Genomic DNA, 23457 nt, shown 5'->3' with positions numbered 1-23457 from the left:
GCTCGGCGAAACTGTGCTGTGGCGGAGAGGACAGGATTCGAACCTGCGCGGGCCGTGCTCGCCCGGTCCGGACCACGTCCGGAACCCCCGTTGGACCTCTTCGGGTACCTCTCCCCGTATCGTCGTACGGATGGATCCTCGCGGCGGTCGCTGAGACCCCACTGAGACGTCACTGAGACGTGCGTCTTATCCAAGCGCGCCGGCAGTGTCCGCCGGTGCCACTGGGGCGCGCCGGAGCGCGGTGGCCCGATCCGTTCCCCGGGCAACTGCCCATCGGCGAGCGGTGGTTGACGTTCCGGTCACGGGTGACTACGACGGCAGCGCGGGGGCGAGCGAAAGGCCGGTCCGGACGATGGAGGACGACGATCCGCGCTGTCTGCGGCCGGGCGAGGCCCTGGCCCTGCTCGGCGGCCTCCCCTGGCGGCGGGCGGTCGTGCTCAGCGGACAGGAGGGCCGACTGCCCCGGGCCGCCGTCACCCCCGGCTACCGGCCCCGCGTCTGGCCCGACCGGGTGGCGCGGGCGCTGCGCGAGGCCCGCCCCGGACTCGCCTGCCTGCTGGTGCACGCGCGACGCGAACTCGTGCTGGCCGAGGTGCGCTCCCGTCAGCTGGCGCAGGCCCTCGCCTTCCGGGCCGACCTCGCCCTGATCGTCTGCGGCGGTCCCGACGTACGGGCGCGCGGGTTCGACGCCGATGTGCTGGAGACCGAACTCAGCCGAATCGTCGCCTCGTTGAAGGAGACGGGCTGCCGTGACACGGTGGTGGTCAGCCCCTTCGACTGGTCCGCCTCCGGTCAGGTGCCGGCGGCCCAGCGGGACCGGGTGCGCTCCCGTCAGCGTCTGCTGGTGGAGCGCCTGATGATAGTGACACTCCGTCATGGCGCCCTGCACATCGACCTGATGAAGCAGAAGGAGACCGGCGACCCGCGCACCCTGTGGGGCCCGCAGCCCGGCTGCCTCAACAGCCGGGGCCATGCGGTGGCCGCCGCGGCGGTGGTGCGCACCCTCGCGGAACACCTCGCTCCGCAGAATCCCGCGAGCGGCTGACACCGGGCTGAGACGGGACTGAGACGGGCATGTCAGGGCTTTGAGATCCGTGGCTGCGACGCTCATGACAACAGGGGGGAGTGTCCATGAGCGTCCGCACACTCGCCGTCGACCGCGGCGACACGACCATGACGGCATTACGCGAATGCGGCGAGAACCCGAGCGCGTTTCTCGGGTTCAGCGAGGGAAACGAGTACTTCACCGTGACGGGGGCGCGGGGAGTGGTTCCCTATCGGGCTGTCGGCGGCTATCTGCACCAGATCGGGGGAGTGACAGCGCCGGACGAAGATCAGGAAATGCTTCTCCGCGCCTTCGTGGAATATGCCGGGGAGCTTCGCCGCAAGGTCATCGCCACCCGGCTGCGCCGCCCCGAGGCCGAACTCTTCGCCCGCTGTGGGTTCACCGTGAACCAGGCGGGCTCGTCCTATTCGGTCTACCTGCCGGAATTCCGCCTCGGCGGTGACCGCCTCGCCGAGCTGCGCCTCGCCGTGTCACAGGCGAGGCTCGCGGGTCTCGAAGTGGCGGAGGTGGCGTACGAGGACATCGCCGCCGCAGCGGACGAGATCGGCGCCATGACCGAGAGCCGGCCCGAACTGCGCGTGTTCGCCGGGCGGATCGGCGACGAGGTAGTCGCGTACATCGCGTACGCACCGGTCTTCGGCACCCGCCCCGGCCTGCTGCACCACCTCGCCCGCCGGGCGCCGGGCGCGCCGCAGGGCGTGCTGGAGGCGGTCAACCTGGCCGCCGTGCTGGCCTTCGCCGAGGAGGACCGGCAGTGGCTGCACCTGGGCTTCACCCCGTTGGCCGGACTCGGCGCCCAGTACGAGGTGGGGCCCGCGCATCCGGCCACGGCACGGGCGCTGCGGCTGCTCGCCGAGCGCGGTGAGCGGCTGTACCCGACCGCCGCACACCACGCCTACCAGCGGATCTGGGATCCGCATCTGGTACAGCCCGGCTATCTGGCCTGCCACGGCCGGGTCAGCGCCGGGGCGGTCCGGCAGCTGCTGCGGCTGACCAGGTCGCCCTGACCGAAGCCGGGGCGACCCGTGGTTGAGCGTGTGGTGGGCTCGGCTCAGAGGGTGGCGGGCTCCCGGCGCAGGATGTCCTGGAACCGGGCACGCAGCGCGTCGCCCGGTTCCAGGCCGAGGCTGTGCGAGAGCCGCTGGCGGGTGCGGTGGTAGGCGTCCAGGGCCTCGGCCTGCCGCCCCGACCGGTAGAGCGCGGTGATCAGCTGCTCGCAGAACCGTTCGCGCAGCGGGTACTGCGCGTGCAGCTGCTGGAGTTCGGTGATCACCTCGCGGTGGAGCCCCAGGTCGAGTTCGGCGTCGAAGAGGTGCTCGTACGCCGTCAGCCGGACCTCGGTGAGCCGGGTGTAGGCCAGCCTGCTGATCATGCCCTGGCCGGTGTCGAGGAGTGCCGGGCCGCGCCACAGGGCCAGCGCCTCGGTGAGCAGGCGGACCACCCGCTCGGGCGAGGCGCGGTGCGCCGCGGTGGCCTGCCGCACCAGCGCCGTGAACTGCGAGGCGTCGACGTCCCGTTCGGGCAGCGCCAGCGCATAGCCGAAGCTGGACGTCTGGACGATCCCGCGCGGCCCGTCGCGGCCGGTGCGGGACTCGATGATGCGGCGCAGCCGGGCGACATGGCCCTGGAGCGAGTTCTCGGCGTTGCGGGGCAGGTCCTCGCCCCACAGCTCGTCGATGAGATCGTGACGTGAGACGGGCCGGCCCGGCGAAAGGGCCAGCGCGGCCACGATCGCGCGCAGCTTCTCGCCGGGAATCCGGAACGTGAGGTGGCCGTCGGTGATTTCCAGTGATCCGAGCAGACGAACTTTCAACGTGCTTCCCCCGTGCTTCGTGCAGGAATCGTAGGACTCCGCCGACGCTTGACGGGTTGTTCCGGCGGCGCCGGTGGAGAGCGATTCAGACGATGGACCGCCGTGTGACGCGATGTGGCGATCATTTCCCCGCCGCTCGTGAGGAGCGGCGATCTTACCCCGTGACGAACATGAATGAAGCGTATTTGTCGCTTCGTACAGGGTCAACGAAATTGATTGTCCGTCACAGCGGTGTGAGAGGGCTCACGCCGGTACGCGCGCGTCGCACTCCGCGGGCTTCGCGCGGCGTACTCCGCGGCCTTCGCACAGCTCAGCCGATCAGGCGCAGCGCCGTGTCCGAGCGGCCCACCCGAATCGTCTGACCCCACGTCAACTCCAGGGAATCCGCCTCCATTCCGTCCCCGAAGGCGACGAGCCGGTCCGACTCGACGGTGACCCGCAGCCGCTCGGACCCCTCAAGTGCCCCTTCCACCAAAGATGTTCCGGTCGTGGGGGAGGGCCATGCCTCCCGTACGAACCAGATGAGACGGGGGTCGGCGGGTCCCGGCAGCGCGAGACCGCTGCCGCGCTGCTGCCACAGTGAGCGCAGCCAGCCCGTGGCGCCCGTGCCGGTCCCGACGAGCAGGCCGGAGGACGCCTGCGGCTCGGAGGCGGCGGCCTGGTCGTCGGGGCCCAGGCGGTAGCGGGCGGTCTGGTGGCCGGGCGGGCCCAGATAGATCTCGTTGAGGGCGAGCAGCCGCTGGGTGTCGTCCGCGACCGCCTCCACCATGGTGAGCTCGTCGGCGCCGGACGAGGAGAGCGCCGCGTCCAGCAGCTTCGCCGCGTCGCCGGGGCGGTGGCGGACCAGGACGCCGGGGTTGCGGCCCGGGTCCGTGTCGATGCCCACCACGGGCTGCCCGCGCAGGTACTTGGCGGCGTTGGCGACCAGACCGTCCTGCCCGACCACGACGACCACGTCCTCGGGGGCGAACAGGAACCGGTCCAGATCCGTCCGCTCCACCCGCGACTGACGCCACTTCAGCGGCACGGCCGCCGCGACCTCGGCGAGCGCCCGGTGGGCGCGGTGGTGGCGCTCGGCCACCTCGTCGATGGAGCGCCCGCGCGAGGAGAGGAAGAACGCGGCCTGGCCGTGGGTGCCGTGCCGGGCCAGCAACTCCTCGTACTCCGTGGTGCGGTGGACCAGGACCGCGCGCGGCGCGAGGCTCACCTCGGCTCCCCGTCCGCGCGGCCCAGCTTGGCGAGCAGGCCGGTGAGGACGTCGGGGGAGACGGTGAGGCTGTCGATGCGGGGCAGGTTCTCGGCGAGCCTGGCCGTGGTGAGCGCGTTGAGGGTCGCCGGGTCGGCCTCGCCGTGCACCCGCAGCCAGGCGGCCTGCGCCTGGGCCCGCGCCTCGCCCCGCTCGCGGTCCGCCTTCGCCTGGGCCTGGGCGAGCCGGACCGTGCGGGCCGCCTCGGCCTCGGCGCGTACGCCGTCGGCGGCCGCGTTCTCCTCGGCCTCGCGGCGGGCGTTGGTGCCGCGCTGCTCGACCAACTGCTCCTCGCGCCGGGCCAGTTCGATCTGACTGGCCAGCTCGTTCTCGGCGATGGCCCGCTCCCGCTCGACGGCCACGGCCCGCCGCTCGTACGTCGCCCGGTCGGCCTCCTGCTGGATCTGCTCGCGGGCCGGGGTGCGCAGCGCGCGCTCCACCTCGGGCTCCGGCCGGATGGCGACGACCCGCACCGCCACCACCTCGATGCCGGTGGCGGGCAGCCGGGGCTCGGCCGCGAGACCGGCCGCGATCCGCTCGCGCACCGAGGCGACCCCGTCGACCAGGGCCGCCGCCAGCGAGGTGCGGGCCAGTACGTCGAGCGCGTGCTGCTGCGCGGTCTCGGTGAGCAGCGTCGACAACTGCTCCAGCGGGGCGCCGCGCCAGACGCCGCTGTCCGGGTCGACCGAGAAGTCGAGCCGGGCGGCGGCGACGGCCGGGTCGCTGATCCGGTAGGTGACGGTCGCCTGCGTGGTGACGTCCTGGAAGTCGGCCGTACGGGCGTGGAAGGCCATCGCCAACTCCCGGTCGTCGACCGGCACTTCGGAGATGGCGGCGGTGAGCGGCCGGAACCGGAAACTCAGTCCGGTGCCGTCGTGGATCAGCTTGCCGCTCTTGTGGTGGCGGATGTGGGCGGTGGGCGCGGAGCGCAGATGGCGCCAGCCGAGGCGCCGGGTGATGTCGGCCATGGGAGGACCCCCTCTTGTTTTCGTCATGCCGACGATATTGGGAGTGCCTGCATATCGTCAAGACGACGAAAACCGGGGTCCGGGTCCATGGGGGTTCCGTATGCCGTCCGGCGTCCTCACTCCTCCTCCGTCACCCCCAGCTCCGCGAGCAGCTCGCCGCGCAGCCGCGCGAACGCCGGGTCGGTGCGGCGGCGGACGCCCGCGAGGTCCGCCGTCCTGGCCGGTCCCAGGCGCCCTTCGGTGAGCACCAGGATCCGGTCGGCCAGCAGGATCGCCTCGTCCACGTCATGGGTGACGAGCAGCACCGCCGGACGGTGCGCCGCGCACAGCGCCCGCAGCAGAGCGTGCATCCGCAGCCGCGTCAGCGCGTCCAGGGCGCCGAACGGCTCGTCCAGGAGCAGCAGTTCGGGCTCCCGGACCAACGCCCTGGCCAGCGCCGCCCGTTGCGCCTCGCCGCCGGAGAGTGTGGCGGGCCAGGCCCGTTCGTGCCCGGCCAGACCGACCTCCGCGAGTGCCGCGCGGCCCCGCTCGCGCGCCCCCGCCCGGGGCAGCCCCAGGACCACGTTCTCCAGGACCCGCTTCCACGGCTGAAGCCGCGGGTCCTGGAGGACCACGGCCCGCTTGCGCGGGACGAGCAGGCGCCCGCCGGTCCGGGGGTCGAGGCCCGCCATGGCACGCAGCAGGGTCGACTTGCCCGAGCCGCTGCGGCCGAGCAGCGCCACGAACTCGCCCCGCCTGATGTCGAGTTCGATGCCCGACAGCACCTCGCGCCCGTCGAACGCGCGCGTGACCTGCCGCGCGCTGACCGCGAGCCGTTCGCCCGCCGCGACCGTCATCAGGCACCTCCCTCGAAGCCGCGCCGCCACACCAGCAGCCGCCGCTCCAGCAGGCGCACGATCCCGTCGGCGGCAAGACCGAGGACTCCGTAGATCAGCAGACCGAGGACGATGATGTCCGTGCGGTACCAGCTCTGGGCCTGGTTCATCAGATAGCCGATGCCGTCGGTCGCGTTCAGCCGCTCGGCGACGATCATGATCAGCCAGGCGCCGGTCAGCGCGAACCGCAGGCCCACCAGGAACCCCGGCACCGCGCCCGGCAGGATCACGTGCCGCACCAGGCCGAAGTGCCCGAGCCCGACCGTCCGCCCCGACTCGACCAGCCGGTTGTCCACGCCACGGATCGCGGTGTACGTGTTCACGTACACCGGGAACGCGGTGCCGAACGCGACCAGGGCGATCTTCGGGGCCTCGCCGACCCCGAACCAGATGATGACCAGGGGCAGCAGCCCGAGCACCGGCAGCGCCCGCAGCACCTGCATCGTCGAGTCGAGCAGTTCACGCGGTGTGGCGGGAGACGGCGGCCGGGCTCAGCCCCGTGGCGCGGGCGAGCGCGGTGCGGGCGAGCGGGCCGTCACGCAGCACGGCGCCGAGGACGGCGGTCGGGCCGTCCCGGTCGGGGCGCCGGGGTTCGCGGGGCGAGGGCAGGGCGACGGGGAGGGGCGGGCGCAGGGCGGGCGCGGTGTCGAAGACGGGTGGCATGGCTTCCTCGGCGGTCGGTCGTCGGGGGCTGCGGTCGTCAGGGTGCGGTCGTCGGCCGCGGACTGCGGTCAGCGGGCCGTGGTCAGTGGCGGCCGAGGACCGGGCGACAGGGGAAGCGGACGGGAGCGGGAGCCATGGGCCGATGCTGACAACCAGGACATCGGCGGTCAACGGCCGGGGGTTAAGGCTGTGTGGCAGTCCTGCGAACCCGGCGGGCGTTCTCGCGAAACGGGCGCGCGTTTATGCGAATCCGCAGGCGGCAGGCCCGGGGCGGTGGCGGGCAAGCCGTGATCGCGTCCCGCGACGCCCCCGTTCCGCACCGGCCGGGCGCATCGGCTTTACCCGTCCGGTATCTGCGAAGCCGTTGACATGTACCGGCCGCGTCATGAATCTTGATGCTCGAAACTCCACCGTTCCAAGCATGAACGCGCATGCACTGCCCATCAGTTGTTCAAAAGCAGCTCGGTACGAACGGAGAACACTCCTTGCGGAATCTTCGACACCGCCAGGGGAGAGTGGCCGCCGCCGTGCTCGCGGCGGCCGCGCTCACCCTCACCGCCCTGACCGTCCCGGCCGCCTCGGCGTCCCCGGGCGCACCCACCGCCACCCCGCCCGCCGGCACCCTCGACGGCTCCGCCAAGAGCGTCACCTGGCAGAGCCCCGTCTACCCGAAGGGCACGGTCGGCTCGCCCGACAAGTGCGGCACGGCCGCCGAGGACCCCACCAACGCGGTCTGCGACCGCTTCGACCTGACCGTCAACCCGCCGGCCGGGGAGTGGGACGACAACCCGGAGGGCGGCGTCCCCGTCTCCATCCAGTGGCAGACGCCCACCGACGACTTCGACCTGTACATCTACGACTCGGCGGGCAAGAAGGTCGCCGAGAGCGCCGGGACCGCCGACCCCGAGGCGACCGTGATCCCGAAGGCGTCGGGCACGTACCACGTGGTCGTCGTCCCCTACGACGTGCACAACAACTCCTTCACCGGCAAGGCGTATCTGCCCGAGGCGAGCGAAGCCGGGAACCTCACCTCGTTCGGCGGCGGGAACGGTACGTACGAGATCGCGGCGGGCGCGCTCAAGGCCCGCGCGGACTTCTTCGCCGATGACACGCTGAGGTTGCGGGCCTCGCCCGACGGTGTCCTCGCCGACCCGCCCGACAGCCACATGATCCGCCAACAGCCGAAGCCGAACCCGCGCACCAAGTCCTTCGACGCGGGCGCCTATTACGGCATCCGCGCCAAGGACACCGTGCTGCGCGTCTACAAGAAGCCCCTGCGGTTCGCCCTCTACAAGGCGGACAACCGCACCGCGATCTGGCAGGAGGCCGACCCGCTGCGCTGGACCACCGGCGGGCTGCGCCAGAGCCTGACCCGGGGCGCGAACGAGCAGTTCTTCGGCGGCGGCGAGCAGAACGGCAGCTTCGCGCACCGCGACCAGGTGATGAACGTCGGCAACAACACCAACTGGAACGAGGGCGGTTACAACAACTCCCAGCCGTTCTACATCTCCTCGGCGGGCTACGGCGTCTTCCGCAACACCTTCACGCCCGGCGTGTACGACTTCGGCCCCCGCGTCCGCACCGGCCAGCAGGAACGGCGGCTGGACGCCTACTACTTCACCGGTGACGTGAAGTCGGTCATCGGCAAGTACACCTCACTGGTCGGCAAGCCGTTCATGCCGCCGGTGTACGGGCTCGAACCGGGCGACTCCGACTGCTATCTGCACAACGCCAACCGGGGCGAGCGGCACACCCTGGACGCGCTGAAGGTCGCCGACGGGTATACGCAGAACCAGATGCCGCTCGGCTGGATGCTCGTCAACGACGGCTACGGCTGCGGCTATGAGAACCTCGCCGAGACCGGCAAGGGCCTGACGGCGCACAACGCCCAGCTGGGTCTGTGGACCCAGGACGGCCTCACCAAACTCGCCGAGCAGGTCAAGGCGGGCCAGCGGGTCGCCAAGCTCGACGTCGCCTGGGTCGGCAACGGCTACGGCTTCGCCCTGAACGCCTGCGACCAGGCCAAGGCGGGCATCGAGGACAACAGCGACGCGCGCGGCTTCGTCTGGCTGCCGGTCTCCTGGTCGGGCGCCCAGCGCTGCGGCGTCCTGTGGAGCGGCGACCAGAAGCTCAGCTGGGACTACATCCGCTGGCAGATCCCGACGTACGCGGGCGCCACGCTCTCCGGCATCGCCTACAACACCGGCGACGTCGGCAGCATCTTCGCCCACGACCCGAAGATGTACACACGCGACCTCCAGTGGAAGGCGTTCCTGCCGACGGTCATGACCATGGACGGCTGGGCGAGCGACCTCACCACCCACAAGCCGCACGACCAGCAGCCCTGGCTGGACGGCGAGCCGTACACGTCCATCAACCGCAAGTACCTTCAGCTGAAGGAGCGGCTGATCCCGTACATGTACGGGCTCTCCAAGGAGGCCACGAAGACCGGCGTCGGCGCGGTCCGCCCGCTCTCCCTGGAGTACCCGGACGACCCGCAGGCGCTGGGCCCGAACGCCAAGTACGAGTTCCTGGCGGGCCCGGACTTCCTGGTCGCGCCGGTCTACAGCGACACCGACGTACGGAACGGGATCTATCTGCCCAAGGGCAGCTGGACGGACTACTGGACCGGGAAGACCTACCAGGGCCCGACCACCCTCGACGGCTACAAGGCGCCGCTCGACACCCTGCCGCTGTTCGTGAAGGGCGGGTCGATCGTGCCGATGTGGCCCAAGGGCACGGTGTCCTGGCAGACCCGGGACAAGGGCGAGCTGGACTACGACATCTACCCGCAGGCGGGGAAGTCCGCGTACACGCTGTACGAGGACGACGGGGTGACCCGGCAGTTCGCCCAGGGCTCGTCGGCCACCCAGCGGGTCGAGGTGCGGGCGACGGGACGCGGCTCGGTCATCAACGTCGGCCCCAGCGTGGGCAGTTACACCGGAAAGCCCGCCACGCGCGCGTACCGCTTCACGGTCCACACCAAGTCCGCCCCCGCCGCGGTCGCCGTGCACGGTGACCGGCTGCACCGCTACGGCTCCGCGCAGGAGCTCGCGGCGGCCGGCTCGGGCTGGTTGTACGACGCGGCGACGGGAGTGACGGAGGTCAGGACGGCTTCTGTCTCCACCGCCCGGGGCCTCACGGTCACGCTCGGCTGAGCCGCCTACGTCGTACGGCCGCACGGCAGGGGCCGCACCGGATGTCTCTGGTGCGGCCCCTTCGCGTACTGCGTACTGCGTCCCGGTCACGCCTGGTGGTGCGTGCGGGCGTAGTGGCGGCGGGCGCGGTCACGGTTGCCGCAGTCGCCGGAGCTGCACCAGCGGCGGGTGCCGCCGCGCGTGCGGTCGAGGAAGAACCAGCCGCAGCCGGGTCCCGCGCAGCGGCGCACCCGGGACAGGCCGTCGCCGCCGAGCAGTTCCTCGGCGCGCAGGGCCAGGGCGTGCCGCAGATCAGTCAGTCCGCGCGCGCCGGGCTCCCACCGCAGCGGCAGCGCACGCGGCAGGGCGGCCGCCTCCCGGGCCCGCAGGATCGCCCGGCGCAGCGTCTCCCAGGCGGGGGCGGGCGGCGGCGTCCCGTCCGCGAAGGCGTCCAGGACGGCTTCGAGCGCGCCGCGCAGATCGAGCAGGTCGGCCAACTCCCGTTCCGTGGAAGGGAGTGCGTGGTCCGGCGCCGGGTCGAGCAGTCCGGCCATGACGGCCCAGCGCCGCCAGTCGGCCGCGCCGCCGGGCACCCGGTCGACGCGGCGGGTCGTGTCGGTGCGCCAGGCGATGGTGTTGGCGAAGTCGAGGACCGGGTGGCCGCCGACGAAGGAGGGCTGCGTGTCGGTTGGCTGCTTCTCGCTCACGGCTCCATCTTAGGCGGCGTCCGAAAAAACATAACGAGCTAAACGCTGTTTAGTTGTTAGAGTGCCCGCATGCACAGTGAACTTCCCGTCCACGGCGGCGAGATACCGCGCGAACGCTTCCACGCGGGGCTCAGGGCCGGTACCGGACTCGCGGCGGCCGCGTTCCTGCTGGCCATCAGCTTCGGGGCGATCAGTCAGGCACAGGGGTGGGGTCCGGTCGCGCCCGTCGTGTGCTCGCTCGTCGTCTTCTCGGGCTCCGCGCAGTTCGCGCTGGCGGCGACGCTCGGGGCGGGCGGGGGAGCGGTCGCGGCCGTGGTCGCTGCGGCCCTCGTCAACGTACGGTTCGTGCCGATGGGGATAGCCGTCGCCCGCGATCTGCGCGGCGGACCGCTGCGCCGCGCCCTTGAGGGGCAGGCGGTGGTCGACGGCTCCTGGGCGGCCGCGCATCTCGGCGGCGGCCGGTTCGACCGGCCGTTCCTGCTGGGCGCGACCGCCGTCCAGTGGCCCGCCTGGGTGGTCGGCACCGCGCTCGGCGTCGCCGTGGCGCCCGACCCCGAACTCCTGCACACCCTCGGCCTCGACGTGCTCACGCCCGCGCTGTTCGTGGTGCTGCTCTTCGACGAGGTACGCCGGGACCGCGCGGGCCGGCTGCCCGCGGCCCTCGGCGGGGCCGTCGCCGCGTCGCTGCTCTTCGTCCTGCCGACCGGCCCGTCCCTGATCGGCGCGGCGACGGCCGCGCTGCTCGCCCTGCGCACCACCAAGGAGGCCGTCCGATGACGGCGACAACGGTCTGGACGGCGATCGGCGCGGTCGCGGTGCTCGGATTCGCGCTCAAGGCGGTCGGCCCGGCCCTGTTCGGCGGACGTGAACTCCCGCCCCGCACCCGCTCGGCGCTCGCCCTCCTCGCGCCCGCGCTGCTCGCCGGGTTCGTGGTCGTGGAGGTGGCGGGCCCGGGCTGGTGTGACGTCGACGCCACGGTCCTCGGGGGTCTGGCGGCAGCGGTCGGCCTGCGCGCCTACCGGGCGCCGCTGCCGCTCGCGCTCATCGGCGCGGTGCTGACGACGGCGCTGCTCCGGCAGGTGACGGGGTGAGCCGTACGCGTACCGGCGGGCGCGCGGCCTGAGTTCAGGCTGACGCGACGGCGGATTCAGGGGCGAGGACGGGCTGCGGGACGAGGGCGGCATCCGGGATGCGGGCGGACTCCGGGGCGCCGGCGGATTCCGGAGTGTGGGCGGGCTCCTGGACGCGTGCGCGCTCCGGGGCGCGCGGTGACGGGACGACCGCTGCCGCAGGCTGCGCGCCGGTCAGCATCAGGACACCCCGTGCGGCGACCGCCGACGCGGCCGCTGCCGTGAGCCAGCCGAGTGGCCCGCCGTGGAAACGCTCGCCGAGCAGCGCCACACCGATCACGGCGGCGGCCGCCGGGTTGGCGAGGTTCACCACCGCGAGCGGGGCCGCCAGCCCGCCCCGGAACGCGGCCTGCGACAGCAGCAGCCCGCCCACCGCGAACGTCGCCACCAGCGCGGCGATCAGCGTCGTCTGCCACCAGGCCAGCGGCCCGCCCGGCAGTTCACGGGCGAGCGAGGCGGTGACGGTCTGGGTGAGCGCGGAGGCCACGCCCGAGGCGACCCCGGACGCGGTGGCGTGGCCGAGGCCACCGCGCGCCGCGCCCGCACGGGCGGTCACGCCGATCAGGGCCACGGTGGCCGCCGCGACGGCCAGGCTCTCGCGCAGACTCAGCGCGTCCCCGGGCGTCGCGGGACCGGTCACCGCGATCAGACCGGTGAGACCCGCCAGCGTCCAGGCGGCTCCGCGCCACTCGCGCCGGCTCACCCGGCGCCGCTCGTAGTACGCGCCGATCGGCAGCGCCGCGACCAGGGTGAGCGCGCCCAGCGGCTGGACCAGGGTGAGCGGGCCGTAGTGCAGCGCGGCGACGTGCATCAGCGCGCCGCCCGCGTTGAGTCCGACGGCCCACCACCACTGCGGCCGGGCGAGCAGGGTGAGGATCGAGCCGCCCGCGTTGGCCGAGGCGAGCCGCGACTGGCCGACGGCGGCCAGCGCGTACCCGGCGGCCGAGGCGAGCGAGAGCACGATGGCGAGAACGGCCGACTCGTTCATCGCAGCGCCTCCGCGAGGTGCGGTGCGTCGACGAGCTGACGTTCCGGCTCGAAGGAGGCGCCCGTGCGCCCGGAGGTCAGGGCAGATTCCGGGGCACGGGCGGTCTGGGGGGCCACGGCGGGCTCGGCCGGCCGTGGCGAGGGGGCCCGCTGGACGCGGACGACGGTGCTGCGCGCCGCCCGCGTCGGACGGGGCACGAAGTACAGGGCGGCACCGAGCAGCGCGGTCGCGACGATCGCGTCCAGCCAGTAGTGGTTGGCGGTGCCGACGATCACCAGCAGGGTGAGCAGCGGGTGCAGCAGCCACAGCCACCGCCACCGGCTCCGGGTCGCCGCGATCAGCCCGATCGCCACCATCAGCGCCCATCCGAAGTGCAGCGAGGGCATCGCCGCGAACTGGTTGGCCATGGTGTCGGTGTCCGGCGTCGACGCGTACACCGACGGCCCGTACACCTGCGCGGTGTCGACCAGACCGGCCGCCGCCAGCATCCGGGGCGGTGCCAGCGGCACCAGGATGTGCAGCGCGAGCGCGGCCGAGGTCACCAGCGCCAGGACCCGGCGCGACCACAGGTAGTGGGCGGGCCGGCGCACGTACAGCCAGATCAGGAAGGCGACGGTCGCCGGGAAGTGCACGGTCGCGTAGAAGGTGTTGGCGACGCGGATCAGATCGTCGTTGTGGAGCAGGAGCTGCTGCACCGAGGACTCGCCGGGCAGATGGAGCGCGCGCTCCCAGTCCCAGACGCGGTCGGCGTTGCGGAAGGCGCTGTCCTCGTGGCCGTTGGCCAGCTGGCGGCCGAACTTGTACACGACAAAGAGCGCGGTCACGAGCAGCAGCTCGCGCACCAGGGGCGGCCGGGGGGTACCGGTCGTCTCCGGTCCAGTGGGACGCCGGGTCCCTGGACGTATACCGGCAGCCATTCTCCGGCCCCTCTGAGACGAAATCGAGCATGAAAGCGGAAGCAAACAGCGGAAGCAAACGTAGGAAGGCTAGATCGGATTTCATCGAGACGCAAACGTCTCGATACGTTTGCGTCTCGGTTGAGCGGGGCCTACTCTCGTACGTGCAGGAGCACTGCCCCACGCACCGGAGGGACGCGATGTCGACGCAGGCCGCGACGGCCGCCGCACGCCGCAGCAAGCTCAGCCCCGAACGGGAGCTGGAGCTGTACGAGGCGGTGCTCGACCTGCTGCGGGAAGGCGGCTACGACGCCGTGACCATGGAGGGTGTCGCCGCCCGCACCAAGTGCGGCAAGGCCACCCTCTACCGCCAGTGGAAGTCCAAGCCGGTCCTGGTCACGGCCGCGCTCGGCCGGAGCCGCTGCTCGTTCTTCACCGGGATCGACACGGGCACGCTCGCGGGCGACCTGCGCGAGGCGGCCCGCGCCGCGTCGCGCGGCAAGGGCCGCGACACCGCGCTGATGGAGGCGGTCGGCCAGGCGTACGTGATGCACCCCGACCTGCGCGAGGCACTGCGCGAGACCGTCCTCAACCCGGAGATCGCCGCACTGGACGCGATGGTGCGCAGGGGAGTCGAACGCGGCGAGGTGTCCCCGGACAACCGCGCGACGGCCTTCGTCGCCCCCGCCTTCATGGGCGTCCTACGAGTGGAACGCCTCTTCGAGGACCGCTTCACGGACGAGTCCGCACTACCGGACTTCCTGGAGGCGGTACTGCTCCCGGCCTTGGGCCTGGACTGACGCCCCGTCGACTTACGTGCTGGCGAGCATTCAGGGGCGCGGGGCTGTGTCTTTATGCGGCTCCGCCGCGTGGGCGCGACCAGCCCGAGACGGCCCGCAGTCAAACGCCGACGCTCAAACGGCCAGCACCGTGACCCCCGCGTCGGCGAACAGAGCCGCCGTCTCCTCCGGCACCCCCGAGTCCGTGACGAGGGTGCCGACCTGCCCGGTGGAGCAGATCCGCGCAAACGTCCGCCGCCCCAACTTCGTGGAATCCGCGGCGACGACAACCCGCTCGGCCCGCTCGCAGAGCAGCCGGTTGATACCCGCCTCGTCCTCGTCGTGCGCCGTCGCCCCGTGCACCACGTCGAACGCGCCGACCCCGAGCACGGCCACGTCCATGGTGATCTGATTCAGTACGCCCCCGGCCAGCGGCCCGGTGAGCTCGTACGACTGGGGGCGGGCGACTCCACCCGTCACCACGATCTTGAACTGCGGGCGCACCGCGAGCTCGTTGGCGATGTTCAGCGCGTTGGTCACGATCGTCAACGCCGGTGACCCCGTGGCGAGTTCGGGCCGTACCGCGAGTGCCCGCGCGACCTCGGTCGTCGTCGTGCCGCCGGTGAGCCCGACCGCCTCGCCCGGCGCGATCAGATCCGCCACGGCCTTCGCGATGCGCTGCTTCTCCGAGGCCTGGCGCGCCGTCTTGTAGCGCAGCGGCAGCTCGTACGACACACCGTGGACGACCGCACCGCCCCTCGTGCGTACGAGCATCTGCTGCTCGGCGAGCTGGTCGAAGTCGCGTCGGATGGTGGCGGCCGACACGCCGAGCGCCGTCGCCGCCTCCTCCACGTCGAGGCGGCCCTGCTCCACGAGCAGTTCAAGGAGCGCCTGCCAGCGGGCGTCGCGCGACATCCGCAACCTCTTCTCTCTCGCACATCTCGCCGTCGTCACGGTCCGTGATGACTTTAGCTCACCTCCAGATGCTTGATTGTGCTCGAAAGCTAGCTATATTTTGCACAAACACGCATCCAGAGTTTGGGGGCCCGGCATGAGCCATGTCGAGATCGAACTCAGCAGCCAGCCCGAGTGCTGGCAGCGCGCCGCAGAGGCGGCCGTGCACCACAAGGACGCCCTGCCCGCGCCGGGCGAGCGGGTGGCGATCGTCGGCTGCGGCACCTCGCTGTTCATGGCCCAGGCGGCCGCAGCCCTGCGCGAGTCCGCGGGTCAGGGCGAGACCGACGCCTTCGCCGCGTCCGAGTACCCGATGGGCCGTACGTACGACCGGGTCGTCGCGCTCACCCGCTCCGGCACCACCACCGAGGTCCTGGAACTGCTCGGCCGGGTGCGCGGCGGGGCCCGTACCACCGCCGTCACGGCCGACCCGCAGACGCCGGTGATGCACGCCGCCGACGACGTGGTGGTGCTGGAGTTCGCGGACGAGGAGTCCGTCGTCCAGACCCGCTTCGCCACCACCGCGCTCACCCTGCTCCGGGCCCATCTGGGACTCCACCCCGAGCAGGCCGTCGCCGACGCGCGCACCGCGCTGGCCGAGCCGCTGCCCGAAGGGCTCGTCGGGCGCGACCAGTTCACGTTCCTGGGGCGCGGCTGGACGGTCGGGCTCGCCCAGGAGGCCGCGCTCAAGATGCGCGAGGCATCGCTGTCGTGGACCGAGGCGTACCCGGCCATGGAGTACCGCCACGGCCCCATCAGCATCTCCACGCACACCACCGCGACCTGGATGTTCGGCGAGGCGCCCGACGGGCTCGCCGAGCAGGTGCGGGCGACCGGCGCGCAGTGGGTGGCCGGACACCTCGACCCGCTCGCCGAGCTCGTACGCGCGCAGCGCCTGGCCGTCGCGGTCGCCGCGGCCCGCGGCCTCGACCCGGACCGCCCGCGCCACCTCACCCGCTCGGTGATCCTCGACGGCTCCTGAGCCCCCGGAGAGACGGAAACGAGCAGAGAACAGGGGAAGCACGATGCCACTCGCCCGGACCGGGGTCCTGGTCACCGACGCCGCCGCCAAGCGCAGCGCCGTCGCCGCGTTCAACATCATCACCCTCGAACACGCCGAGGCCGTCATCGCCGGCGCCGAGGCCGCGAACTCGCCGGTCGTCCTGCAGATCAGCGAGAACGCGGTGAAGTTCCGCTACGGGCGGGTCCTGCCGCTCGCCCGGGCCGCCGTCACCGCCGCCGAGGCCGCCGCCGTGCCCGTGGCGCTCCACCTCGACCACGTCAAGCGCGACGACCTGCTGCGCCAGGCCGCCGACGCCGGGTTCAGCTCGGTGATGTACGACGCCGCGCATCTGCCGTACGACCAGAACCTCGCCGCGACCCGCGCCGCCGCCGACTGGGCGCATACCCAAGGGCTGTGGATCGAGGCCGAGTTGGGCGAAGTCGGCGGCAAGAACGGCGCGCCCCCGCTGGACGCCCACGCGGCGGGGGCCCGTACCGACCCCGAGGAGGCGCGGGCCTTCGTCGCCGAGTCCGGCGTCGACGCGCTCGCCGTCGCCATCGGCAACACCCACGCGATGACCACCCGCACGGCCTCGCTCGACCACGCCCTGCTGTCCCGGCTGGACGCGGCCCTGCACGTCCCGCTGGTCCTGCACGGCTCCTCCGGCGTCCCCGAGGACGAACTCGCGGCGGCGGTCACCGGCGGCATGGCCAAGATCAATATCGGTACGGCGCTGAACGTCGCCATGACCGACGCGATCCGCGCGTATCTCGCCGCCCACCCGGAGGCGGTGGACGCCCGCAGCTATCTCACGGTCGGGCGGCAGGCGATGGTCCAGGCGGTCACCCGGCTCATCCGGGTGCTGGATCCCGACGCCTGACGCGCGCGGTGCGGCCGCCGGACCCTCTTCCCCGGGCCCGGCGGCCGCGCTCCGCACCGGGCACCGTGCGTCAGGCCCACCGGTGCTCTTCCGTGACGGCGGCGCTTCGTCCACGATGAGCCTGTGGACAGGCATGAGCACGCACGGCTCGACGCGCTCCAGCGCGACCCCTATCCGCACTACGCGCGCGCCCGGCAGGCCGAGGGGCTGACCTTCGTCCCCGAACTGGACGCCTGGCTGGTCGCCCGCGACGCGGATGTACGGGAAGTGCTGCGCAGGCCCGAGGCGTTCTCCTCGGCCAACGCGCTGCGCCCGGACGTGATCCCGGGCCCCGCCGTCCTCGCCGAGCTCGGCATGGGCTTCGGCGGCCGCCCGGTCGTGGTGACCTCGGACGGCCCCCAGCACCAGCGACTGCGCGCCCCGCACGTCCACGGCCTCTCGCCCGCCCGGGTCGCGTCCGTCGTCCCGTATCTCGTGGAGCGTGCGACCGCACTCGTGGAGTCGTTCGAGGCGAGCGGCCAGGTGGAGCTGATGGCGCGGTACGCGCGGGTGCTGCCCGGGGACGTGATCGGGCGCCTGATCGGGCTCGACCCGGTGGACGTGCCGGTCGCGGTGCACGGCGGCCACCGGGCCGAGGAGCTGCTGTTCCGCCCGATGGACGAGGCGGACCAGATAGCGGCCGCGCGGGACGTGGTGACGATGCAGCAGCTGCTCGACACCTACGTACGCGCGCGGCGGGTGCGCCCGCGCGACGACCTGTGCACGGCCCTGCTCGCGGCACTGTCGACGCCCGACAGCGGCGAGCTGACCCTGGAGGAGCGCCACGAATTCGTCGCCCACCTCCAGAACTTCCTGCTCGCCGGACACCTCACGACGACCGCGCAGATCGGTACGACGGTGCTGCATCTGCTGCGCCACCGCGCGCAGTGGGAACTGCTCTGCGAGAAGCCGGAGCTGATCCCGGCGGCGATCGAGGAGGCACTGCGCTACGACACGGCGCTCCAGGGGTTCCGCCGTATCACCACCCGCCCGGTGCTGCTTTCCGGCACCGAACTGCCCACCGGCGCCGTGGTGTTCGTGGCGTTCGGCTCCGCCAACCGGGACGCCCGCCGCCATGAACGCCCCGACGTCTTCGACATCACCCGCCAGCCGTCCCGCCATCTCTCCTTCGGCCACGGCGTCCACGGCTGCCCCGGCTCCCAGCTGGCCCGCGAACAGCTGCGGGTCACGGTGGAGCTGCTGACGACGAGGCTGCCGGGGCTGCGGCTCGCGCCGGACGTGCCGGTGACGATGCGGCCGACGATGATCCACCGCTCCCCGGAGGCTCTGCACCTCACGTGGTGAGAAAGGCGCGGCACCCGACCTGCCGCGAGAGCCCCGACACCGCCGCTGAGCAGCGACTATCCTCGCCCCATGGTCGCCGCTCCGCACGTCCTGGTCCTCGCCGGCACCGCCGAAGCGCGGGAGCTCGCCGCGCGGCTCGTCGACGGCGGGGGCGTCCGCGTCACCGCGTCGCTCGCCGGACGCGTCGCCGCACCCCGGACACCGGCGGGCGAGGTGCGCGTCGGCGGGTTCGGCGGCGCCGACGGGCTGGCGCGCTGGATCCGCGAGCATCGGGTGACCACCGTCGTCGACGCCACCCACCCCTTCGCCGAGCGCATCAGCGCGAACGCGGCCGAGGCGGCCCGCGCCACCGGCGTCGAGCTCGTCGCCCTGCGCCGCCCGGGCTGGACACCCGGCCCCGGCGACCGCTGGCACGAGGTGCGCACCCTGGAGGAGGCCGCCGCCCTGCTCCCGGCGCTCGGCACCCGCGTCTTCCTCACCACCGGCCGCCTGGGCCTCGCGGCCTTCGCCGTACCGGGGGCCGCCACCGACGGCCTGTGGTTCCTCGTCCGATCCGTCGAGCCGCCCCAGCCGCCGACACCCCGCAACTGCGAACTCCTCCTGGACCGGGGCCCGTTCACCCTCGACGGCGAGCGCCTGCTGCTGCGTACACACCGCGTCGACGTCGTCGTCACCAAGGACAGCGGCGGCCCGGCCACCGCCGCCAAGCTCACCGCCGCCCGCGAACTCGGCCTGCCCGTCGTGGTGGTCCGGCGCCCGGAGCCGCCCGCCGGGGTGCGTACGGCAGTCGATGTGGACGGTGTGCTCGCGCTGCTCAGTCGCGCCGCAGCAGATACGTGTCCATGATCCACCCCTTGCGCTCGCGCGCCTTGGCCCGCAGCTCCTCGATGCGGTCGGACACCTCGGCCAGCCGCCCCTGCACCAGGATCTCGTCCGGCGTGCCGACGTACGCGCCCCAGTAGATGTAGAGCTCCTGGTCGAGATGGCGGGTGAAGGCCTGCCGGGCGTCCAGCATCACCACCACATCGTCGACCGCGTCCGGCCAGCCCTCCGCGAGCCGCCGCCCGGTGGTGATCTGCACCGGCCGGGCCACCCGGTTCAGCCCCGTGCGGTGCTTGGCGAGCAGCGCCGAGACGCTGCTGATGCCCGGCACCACCTCATAGGTGAACGTGACCGCGCCGCGCTCCAGGATCTCCTCCAGGATGCCGAGCGTGGAGTCGTAGAGCGCCGGATCGCCCCACACCAGGAACGCGCCGCAGTCGTCCTCGGCCAGGTCGTCGACGATGAACCGCTCGTAGAGATCGGCCCGGCGGCGCCGCCAGTCGTCGACGGCGGGCGAGTAGTCCGATGTCTTGCGGTCGCGCTCGGGGTCGCGCGCCTCCACGAGCCGGTACGGGCGACCGGTGACATGCGCGTCGAGAATGTCCCGGCGCAGCCGCGTCAGATCGGACTTCTCCTCGCCCTTCTCCATGATGAAGAAGGCATCCGCCTTGTTCAGCGCCTTGACGGCCTGGAGCGTCAGATAGTCGGGGTCGCCCGCCCCGATGCCGATGACATAGATCTTTCTCACGGCCCCGAGTCTGCCGCATCCGTACGCGCCGCGGAACGGCGAGCCCTACCGGGGCCGACAGCCACCGCCTATCCTCCGACCATGCGTGTCGCACTCTTCGTCACCTGCGTCAATGACGCGGTGTACCCGGCCACGGGCATCGCGACGGTGAGACTCCTCGAACGCCTGGGCGTCGAGGTCGACTTCCCGCCCGGCCAGACGTGCTGCGGACAGGCCCAGTTCAACACCGGCTACCGCCGCGAGACCGAGCCGCTGGTGCGCCGGATGGGCGCGGTGTTCGAGGGGTACGACCATGTGGTCACCCCCTCCGGCTCGTGCGCGGCGATGGTCCGCGACAACTACCCCCGGATCGCCCGGAAAGCGGCCGCCGAGGGCCGGGGCACGGAGCTCGGCGCGATCGCCGGATCGCTGGTGCCGCGCGTGTACGAGCTGTCCGAGTTCCTGGTCGATGTCCTCGGCGTCACGGACGTCGGCGCGTACTTCCCGCACGCCGTCACCTATCACCCGTCCTGCCATGGTTTGCGCATGCTGGGTCTCGGGGAGCGGCCGCGCAGGTTGCTGGAGGCGGTCAAGGGCCTGGAGCTGCGGGAACTGCCCGGCGCCGAGGAGTGCTGCGGTTTCGGCGGCACCTTCGCCCTCAAGAACCCGGACGTCTCGGCCGCGATGGGCGGCGACAAGGTGGACAGCGCGCTGAGCGCCGGCGCCGAGGTGCTGTGCGGCGCCGACAGCTCCTGTCTGATGCACCTCGGCGGCATCCTGCGCCGCCAAGGCAGCCCGCTGCGCGCGCTGCACCTCGCCGAGATCCTGGCCAGTACGGAAGCGGAGCCCCACGTATGAGCCGTACGTTCGTCGGTATGCCCGCCTTCCCGGCAGCGGCCAAGGCAGCGGTCCACGATGCCACCCTGCGCGCCAACCTCCGGCACGCCACCCACACCATCCGCGACAAACGCGCCACAGCGGTCGCCGAACTCGCCGACTGGCAGCAGCTGCGCGAGGCCGGAAAGCAGATCAAGGACCACACCCTGCGCCATCTCGACCGCTACCTGGTGCAGTTGGAGGAGTCCGTCGTACGCGCCGGGGGCACCGTCCACTGGGCCGCCGACGCCGCCGAGGCCAACCGCCTGGTCGCCGACCTGGTCAAGGCCACCGGCGAGCGCGAGGTCGTCAAGGTCAAGTCGATGGCCACCCAGGAGATCGGCCTCAACGAAGCACTCGCCGCCGAGGGCATCGCCGCGTACGAGACGGACCTCGCCGAACTGATCGTGCAGCTCGGCGACGACCTCCCGTCGCACATCCTGGTGCCCGCCATCCACCGCAACCGGGGCGAGATCCGCGACATCTTCCGCCAGGAGATGGGAAGTTGGGGAAGAGCGGCCCCGGACGGACTCGGCGACACGCCCGCCGAGCTGGCCGAGGCGGCCCGGCTGCATCTGCGCGAGAAGTTCCTGCGCGCCAAGGTCGCCGTGTCGGGCGCCAACTTCATGGTCGCCGAGACCGGCACTCTCGTCGTCCTGGAGTCCGAGGGCAACGGCCGGATGTGCCTGACCCTGCCCGAGACGCTGATCTCGGTCGTGGGCATCGAGAAGGTGGTCCCCACCTGGCGCGACCTGGAGGTCTTCCTCCAGACGCTGCCGCGCTCCTCGACCGCCGAGCGCATGAACCCGTACACCAGCATGTGGACCGGCACCACGGACGGCGACGGCCCCTCGGCCTTCCACCTCGTCCTGCTCGACAACGGCCGCACCGACACCCTCGCCGACGAGGTGGGCCGCCAGGCGCTGCGCTGCATCCGCTGCTCGGCCTGCCTCAATGTGTGCCCGGTGTACGAACGGGCCGGCGGCCATGCGTACGGCTCGGTCTACCCCGGCCCCATCGGCGCCATCCTCAACCCCCAACTCCGGGGCACCGCGAGCGAGATCGATGCCTCGCTGCCGTACGCCTCGTCCCTGTGCGGCGCCTGCTACGAGGTGTGCCCGGTCGCCATCGACATCCCCGAGGTGCTGGTGCATCTGCGCGAGCGGGTGGCGGAACAGGGCGGTAAGGGCCACCGCCTGGAGAAGGCGGCCATGAAGGCGGCGAGCTGGGCCATGGACCGGCCTGCGGTCATGGCGGCGGCCGAGCGGGCGGCGACCCGGACGCGCCGGTTCCACCCGAGGAAGGCGCCCGGCGCCGGAGCGTGGACCGAGAGCCGCGCCCTGCCGGAGATGCCCGAGGAATCGTTTCGCGACTGGTGGAGGAAGAGCGGCCGATGAACTCCCGACGGTGGAAGAGGAGCGGCCGATGAACTCCCGCGACCGCATCCTGGCCCGCGTCCGCACGGCCGTGTCCGACGCCCGCGAGGCCCCCGGACCCACCCGCGACTACCTCGCGAGCCATGCCCCAGACGACCCCGGGGCCCTCGTCGATCTGCTGCACGAGAACCTGGCCGACTACCGCGCGATCGTGCACCGCGTGGACGACGGCGGTCTGCCGACGCTGCTCATGCGGCTGCTCGCCGAGCGCGGTGCGGCCACGGTCCTGGTGCCGCCCGCGCTGCCTGCGCACTGGCTGAGCGCGGCCGATCCCGTACGCGTCCACGACCGGGCCGTGTCCACCCCGGCCGAACTCGACGCGGTGGACAGCGTGGTGACCGGCTGCGCGCTCGCCATCGCCGAGACCGGCACGATCGTCCTCGACGGGAGCCCGGACCAGGGGCGACGCCGGATCACCCTCATCCCCGACCACCACATCTGCGTCGTACGCGTACCGGACCAAGTCGTCGCGTCGGTCCCGCAGGCGATGGCCCGGCTCGCCCCGACGCGCCCGCTGACCTGGATCTCCGGCCCGTCCGCGACCAGCGACATCGAGCTCGACCGGGTGGAGGGCGTGCACGGCCCGCGCACCCTGGAAGTGGTGCTGGTCGGCGAGCGACCCCACGCAGGGGCGATCAGCGGGTGAGCCGGGGTGCCTCTTTCGCCGCGTCCACCGGCGCGGGCAGCCGGTCGGTCAGCTCGTGCGCCCACGCCAGCAGCCCGGTCAGATCGATCCCGTACAGCGGTATCCCCACATACCGCCCCAGCGAGTCCGCGCCCCGGGCGAGCAGCGCGGCGCCGCCCTTGGCGTTGCCGCGCGCGGCGTGCGTGAGGCCGACGGCGAGCTGGGCGAGCCCGCGCCACAGCTCGCGCTCGCTCTCGGGCCCCGACTTCCACGCGTCCTCGAACACCTCGTGCGCGTGGAACGGCATCCCCGCGTCGAGCAGGCGCTGCGCCTCGCGCACGGTCTCGTCCGGGGTGCGCGCGACCCCCTCGGGCTGGCGCTCCACCCCGGGCGCCCCGTACGGCAGCGGGCGGCCCAGACCGTCCCTGGGCCGCGCGTTGCGCGCCCGCCCCTCGGCGTCCCGGTCCCGGCGCGAAGAAGTCTCCATGGGCCCATTGTCCCCCGCCGTCGCTCCCCGTACCG

General features: G+C 72.6%; 25 protein-coding genes and 1 tRNA gene. 13 read left to right on the top strand and 13 right to left on the bottom strand.

The annotated features are described in order from the left end of the window. Positions 1-19: 19 nt before the first annotated feature. Positions 20-114: transfer RNA gene (locus tag ACGFRG_RS22930), tRNA-OTHER, on the bottom strand. Positions 115-283: 169 nt separating this feature from the next. Here ACGFRG_RS22930 and ACGFRG_RS22925 point away from each other — a divergent pair. Both ACGFRG_RS22925 and ACGFRG_RS22920 read left to right on the top strand, forming a co-directional pair. After that, positions 284-1045 carry a hypothetical protein gene (locus ACGFRG_RS22925; protein ID WP_361418977.1) on the top strand — a complete coding sequence of 254 codons (762 nt, stop codon included), beginning with the start codon at positions 284-286 and terminating at the stop codon, positions 1043-1045. Positions 1046-1131: 86 nt separating this feature from the next. Then, positions 1132-2073: a DUF2156 domain-containing protein gene (locus ACGFRG_RS22920; RefSeq protein ID WP_393266575.1), complete on the top strand. Its 942-nt coding sequence runs from the start codon at positions 1132-1134 to the stop codon at positions 2071-2073. Positions 2074-2117: 44 nt separating this feature from the next. Here ACGFRG_RS22920 and ACGFRG_RS22915 read toward each other — a convergent pair whose 3' ends face one another. The 6 genes from ACGFRG_RS22915 to ACGFRG_RS22890 all read right to left on the bottom strand — a co-directional run bounded on the left by ACGFRG_RS22915 (position 2118) and on the right by ACGFRG_RS22890 (position 6631). Continuing rightward, positions 2118-2879, bottom strand: coding sequence for a BTAD domain-containing putative transcriptional regulator (locus ACGFRG_RS22915; RefSeq protein WP_393266572.1), 762 nt, complete (start codon positions 2877-2879; stop codon positions 2118-2120). 310 nt (positions 2880-3189) lie between these two features. Further along, positions 3190-4086: a hypothetical protein gene (locus ACGFRG_RS22910; protein ID WP_393266569.1), complete on the bottom strand. Its 897-nt coding sequence runs from the start codon at positions 4084-4086 to the stop codon at positions 3190-3192. Continuing rightward, positions 4083-5093 (bottom strand): SPFH domain-containing protein, encoded by a 1011-nt coding sequence (locus ACGFRG_RS22905; RefSeq protein ID WP_361418965.1) that lies wholly within the window; start codon positions 5091-5093, stop codon positions 4083-4085. Before ACGFRG_RS22905 ends, ACGFRG_RS22910 begins: the two co-directional genes overlap by 4 nt. A 116-nt stretch (positions 5094-5209) precedes the next feature. Further along, positions 5210-5929 carry an ABC transporter ATP-binding protein gene (locus ACGFRG_RS22900; protein WP_393266565.1) on the bottom strand — a complete coding sequence of 240 codons (720 nt, stop codon included), beginning with the start codon at positions 5927-5929 and terminating at the stop codon, positions 5210-5212. Further along, positions 5929-6411, bottom strand: a complete 483-nt coding sequence (locus tag ACGFRG_RS22895; RefSeq protein WP_393266563.1) for an ABC transporter permease — start codon at positions 6409-6411, stop codon at positions 5929-5931. Before ACGFRG_RS22895 ends, ACGFRG_RS22900 begins: the two co-directional genes overlap by 1 nt. Positions 6412-6427: 16 nt before the next feature. Continuing rightward, positions 6428-6631, bottom strand: a complete 204-nt coding sequence (locus ACGFRG_RS22890) for a hypothetical protein (RefSeq protein WP_393266560.1) — start codon at positions 6629-6631, stop codon at positions 6428-6430. 485 nt (positions 6632-7116) lie between these two features. Here ACGFRG_RS22890 and ACGFRG_RS22885 point away from each other — a divergent pair, with 485 nt between their 5' ends. Further along, complete coding sequence (locus ACGFRG_RS22885; protein WP_393266557.1) at positions 7117-9789, top strand: TIM-barrel domain-containing protein; 2673 nt, start codon at positions 7117-7119, stop codon at positions 9787-9789. Positions 9790-9875: 86 nt separating this feature from the next. Here ACGFRG_RS22885 and ACGFRG_RS22880 read toward each other — a convergent pair whose 3' ends face one another. Continuing rightward, a complete protein-coding gene (locus ACGFRG_RS22880) occupies positions 9876-10475 on the bottom strand; it encodes a CGNR zinc finger domain-containing protein (RefSeq protein WP_393266555.1) in 600 nt (199 codons plus the stop codon). 69 nt (positions 10476-10544) lie between these two features. Here ACGFRG_RS22880 and ACGFRG_RS22875 point away from each other — a divergent pair, with 69 nt between their 5' ends. Both ACGFRG_RS22875 and ACGFRG_RS22870 read left to right on the top strand, forming a co-directional pair. Beyond that, a complete protein-coding gene (locus tag ACGFRG_RS22875) occupies positions 10545-11252 on the top strand; it encodes an AzlC family ABC transporter permease (RefSeq protein WP_393266552.1) in 708 nt (235 codons plus the stop codon). Then, positions 11249-11566 (top strand): AzlD domain-containing protein, encoded by a 318-nt coding sequence (locus ACGFRG_RS22870; protein ID WP_393266549.1) that lies wholly within the window; start codon positions 11249-11251, stop codon positions 11564-11566. Before ACGFRG_RS22875 ends, ACGFRG_RS22870 begins: the two co-directional genes overlap by 4 nt. A gap of 34 nt (positions 11567-11600) precedes the next feature. Here ACGFRG_RS22870 and ACGFRG_RS22865 read toward each other — a convergent pair whose 3' ends face one another. Further along, a complete protein-coding gene (locus ACGFRG_RS22865; protein ID WP_393266546.1) occupies positions 11601-12593 on the bottom strand; it encodes a DMT family transporter in 993 nt (330 codons plus the stop codon). Then, positions 12590-13510 carry a phosphatase PAP2 family protein gene (locus ACGFRG_RS22860; protein WP_361418945.1) on the bottom strand — a complete coding sequence of 307 codons (921 nt, stop codon included), beginning with the start codon at positions 13508-13510 and terminating at the stop codon, positions 12590-12592. Before ACGFRG_RS22860 ends, ACGFRG_RS22865 begins: the two co-directional genes overlap by 4 nt. Before the next feature lie 179 nt (positions 13511-13689). Here ACGFRG_RS22860 and ACGFRG_RS22855 point away from each other — a divergent pair, with 179 nt between their 5' ends. Beyond that, positions 13690-14289, top strand: coding sequence for a TetR/AcrR family transcriptional regulator (locus ACGFRG_RS22855; RefSeq protein ID WP_393266544.1), 600 nt, complete (start codon positions 13690-13692; stop codon positions 14287-14289). A gap of 114 nt (positions 14290-14403) precedes the next feature. Here the strand turns inward: ACGFRG_RS22855 and ACGFRG_RS22850 are convergent, their stop codons facing one another. Then, on the bottom strand, positions 14404-15183 hold the full coding sequence (locus ACGFRG_RS22850; protein WP_361418939.1) for a DeoR/GlpR family DNA-binding transcription regulator: 780 nt from the start codon (positions 15181-15183) through the stop codon (positions 14404-14406). A 136-nt stretch (positions 15184-15319) separates the two neighbouring features. Here ACGFRG_RS22850 and ACGFRG_RS22845 point away from each other — a divergent pair, with 136 nt between their 5' ends. From ACGFRG_RS22845 to ACGFRG_RS22830, 4 genes are all read left to right on the top strand, one after another. Further along, positions 15320-16204, top strand: coding sequence for an SIS domain-containing protein (locus ACGFRG_RS22845; RefSeq protein ID WP_393266540.1), 885 nt, complete (start codon positions 15320-15322; stop codon positions 16202-16204). A 43-nt stretch (positions 16205-16247) separates the two neighbouring features. Continuing rightward, positions 16248-17105 (top strand): ketose-bisphosphate aldolase, encoded by an 858-nt coding sequence (locus ACGFRG_RS22840; RefSeq protein ID WP_393266537.1) that lies wholly within the window; start codon positions 16248-16250, stop codon positions 17103-17105. 123 nt (positions 17106-17228) lie between these two features. After that, a complete protein-coding gene (locus ACGFRG_RS22835; RefSeq protein ID WP_361418930.1) occupies positions 17229-18449 on the top strand; it encodes a cytochrome P450 in 1221 nt (406 codons plus the stop codon). Between the two features lie 69 nt (positions 18450-18518). Beyond that, positions 18519-19295, top strand: a complete 777-nt coding sequence (locus ACGFRG_RS22830; RefSeq protein ID WP_361418927.1) for a cobalt-precorrin-6A reductase — start codon at positions 18519-18521, stop codon at positions 19293-19295. On the opposite strand, the gene cobF is transcribed toward ACGFRG_RS22830, so the two are convergent. Further along, the gene (gene cobF / locus ACGFRG_RS22825) at positions 19264-20019 is read right to left on the bottom strand and encodes a precorrin-6A synthase (deacetylating) (protein ID WP_361418924.1); all 756 of its coding nucleotides are present in this window, start codon (positions 20017-20019) and stop codon (positions 19264-19266) included. The genes ACGFRG_RS22830 and cobF overlap by 32 nt on opposite strands. Positions 20020-20100: 81 nt before the next feature. Here cobF and ACGFRG_RS22820 point away from each other — a divergent pair, with 81 nt between their 5' ends. Genes ACGFRG_RS22820 through ACGFRG_RS22810 form a run of 3 tightly spaced genes read left to right on the top strand, consistent with a single transcriptional unit; the run spans position 20101 to position 22956 of the window. Next, on the top strand, positions 20101-20856 hold the full coding sequence (locus ACGFRG_RS22820) for a (Fe-S)-binding protein (protein WP_393266532.1): 756 nt from the start codon (positions 20101-20103) through the stop codon (positions 20854-20856). After that, a complete protein-coding gene (locus ACGFRG_RS22815) occupies positions 20853-22271 on the top strand; it encodes a lactate utilization protein B (RefSeq protein ID WP_393266529.1) in 1419 nt (472 codons plus the stop codon). The genes ACGFRG_RS22820 and ACGFRG_RS22815 overlap by 4 nt, the downstream gene beginning before the upstream one ends. Positions 22272-22299: 28 nt before the next feature. Next, on the top strand, positions 22300-22956 hold the full coding sequence (locus ACGFRG_RS22810) for an LUD domain-containing protein (protein ID WP_361418915.1): 657 nt from the start codon (positions 22300-22302) through the stop codon (positions 22954-22956). Here ACGFRG_RS22810 and ACGFRG_RS22805 read toward each other — a convergent pair. Then, complete coding sequence (locus ACGFRG_RS22805; protein WP_361418912.1) at positions 22946-23422, bottom strand: DUF309 domain-containing protein; 477 nt, start codon at positions 23420-23422, stop codon at positions 22946-22948. The two genes, ACGFRG_RS22810 and ACGFRG_RS22805, sit on opposite strands and share 11 nt — an antisense overlap. Positions 23423-23457 lie beyond the last annotated feature (35 nt).

Origin of the sequence: Streptomyces sp. NPDC048696 (assembly GCF_043198895.1) — a bacterium.
GTDB lineage: Bacteria > Actinomycetota > Actinomycetes > Streptomycetales > Streptomycetaceae > Streptomyces.
This window is presented reverse-complemented; position numbering and strand designations above follow the sequence as displayed.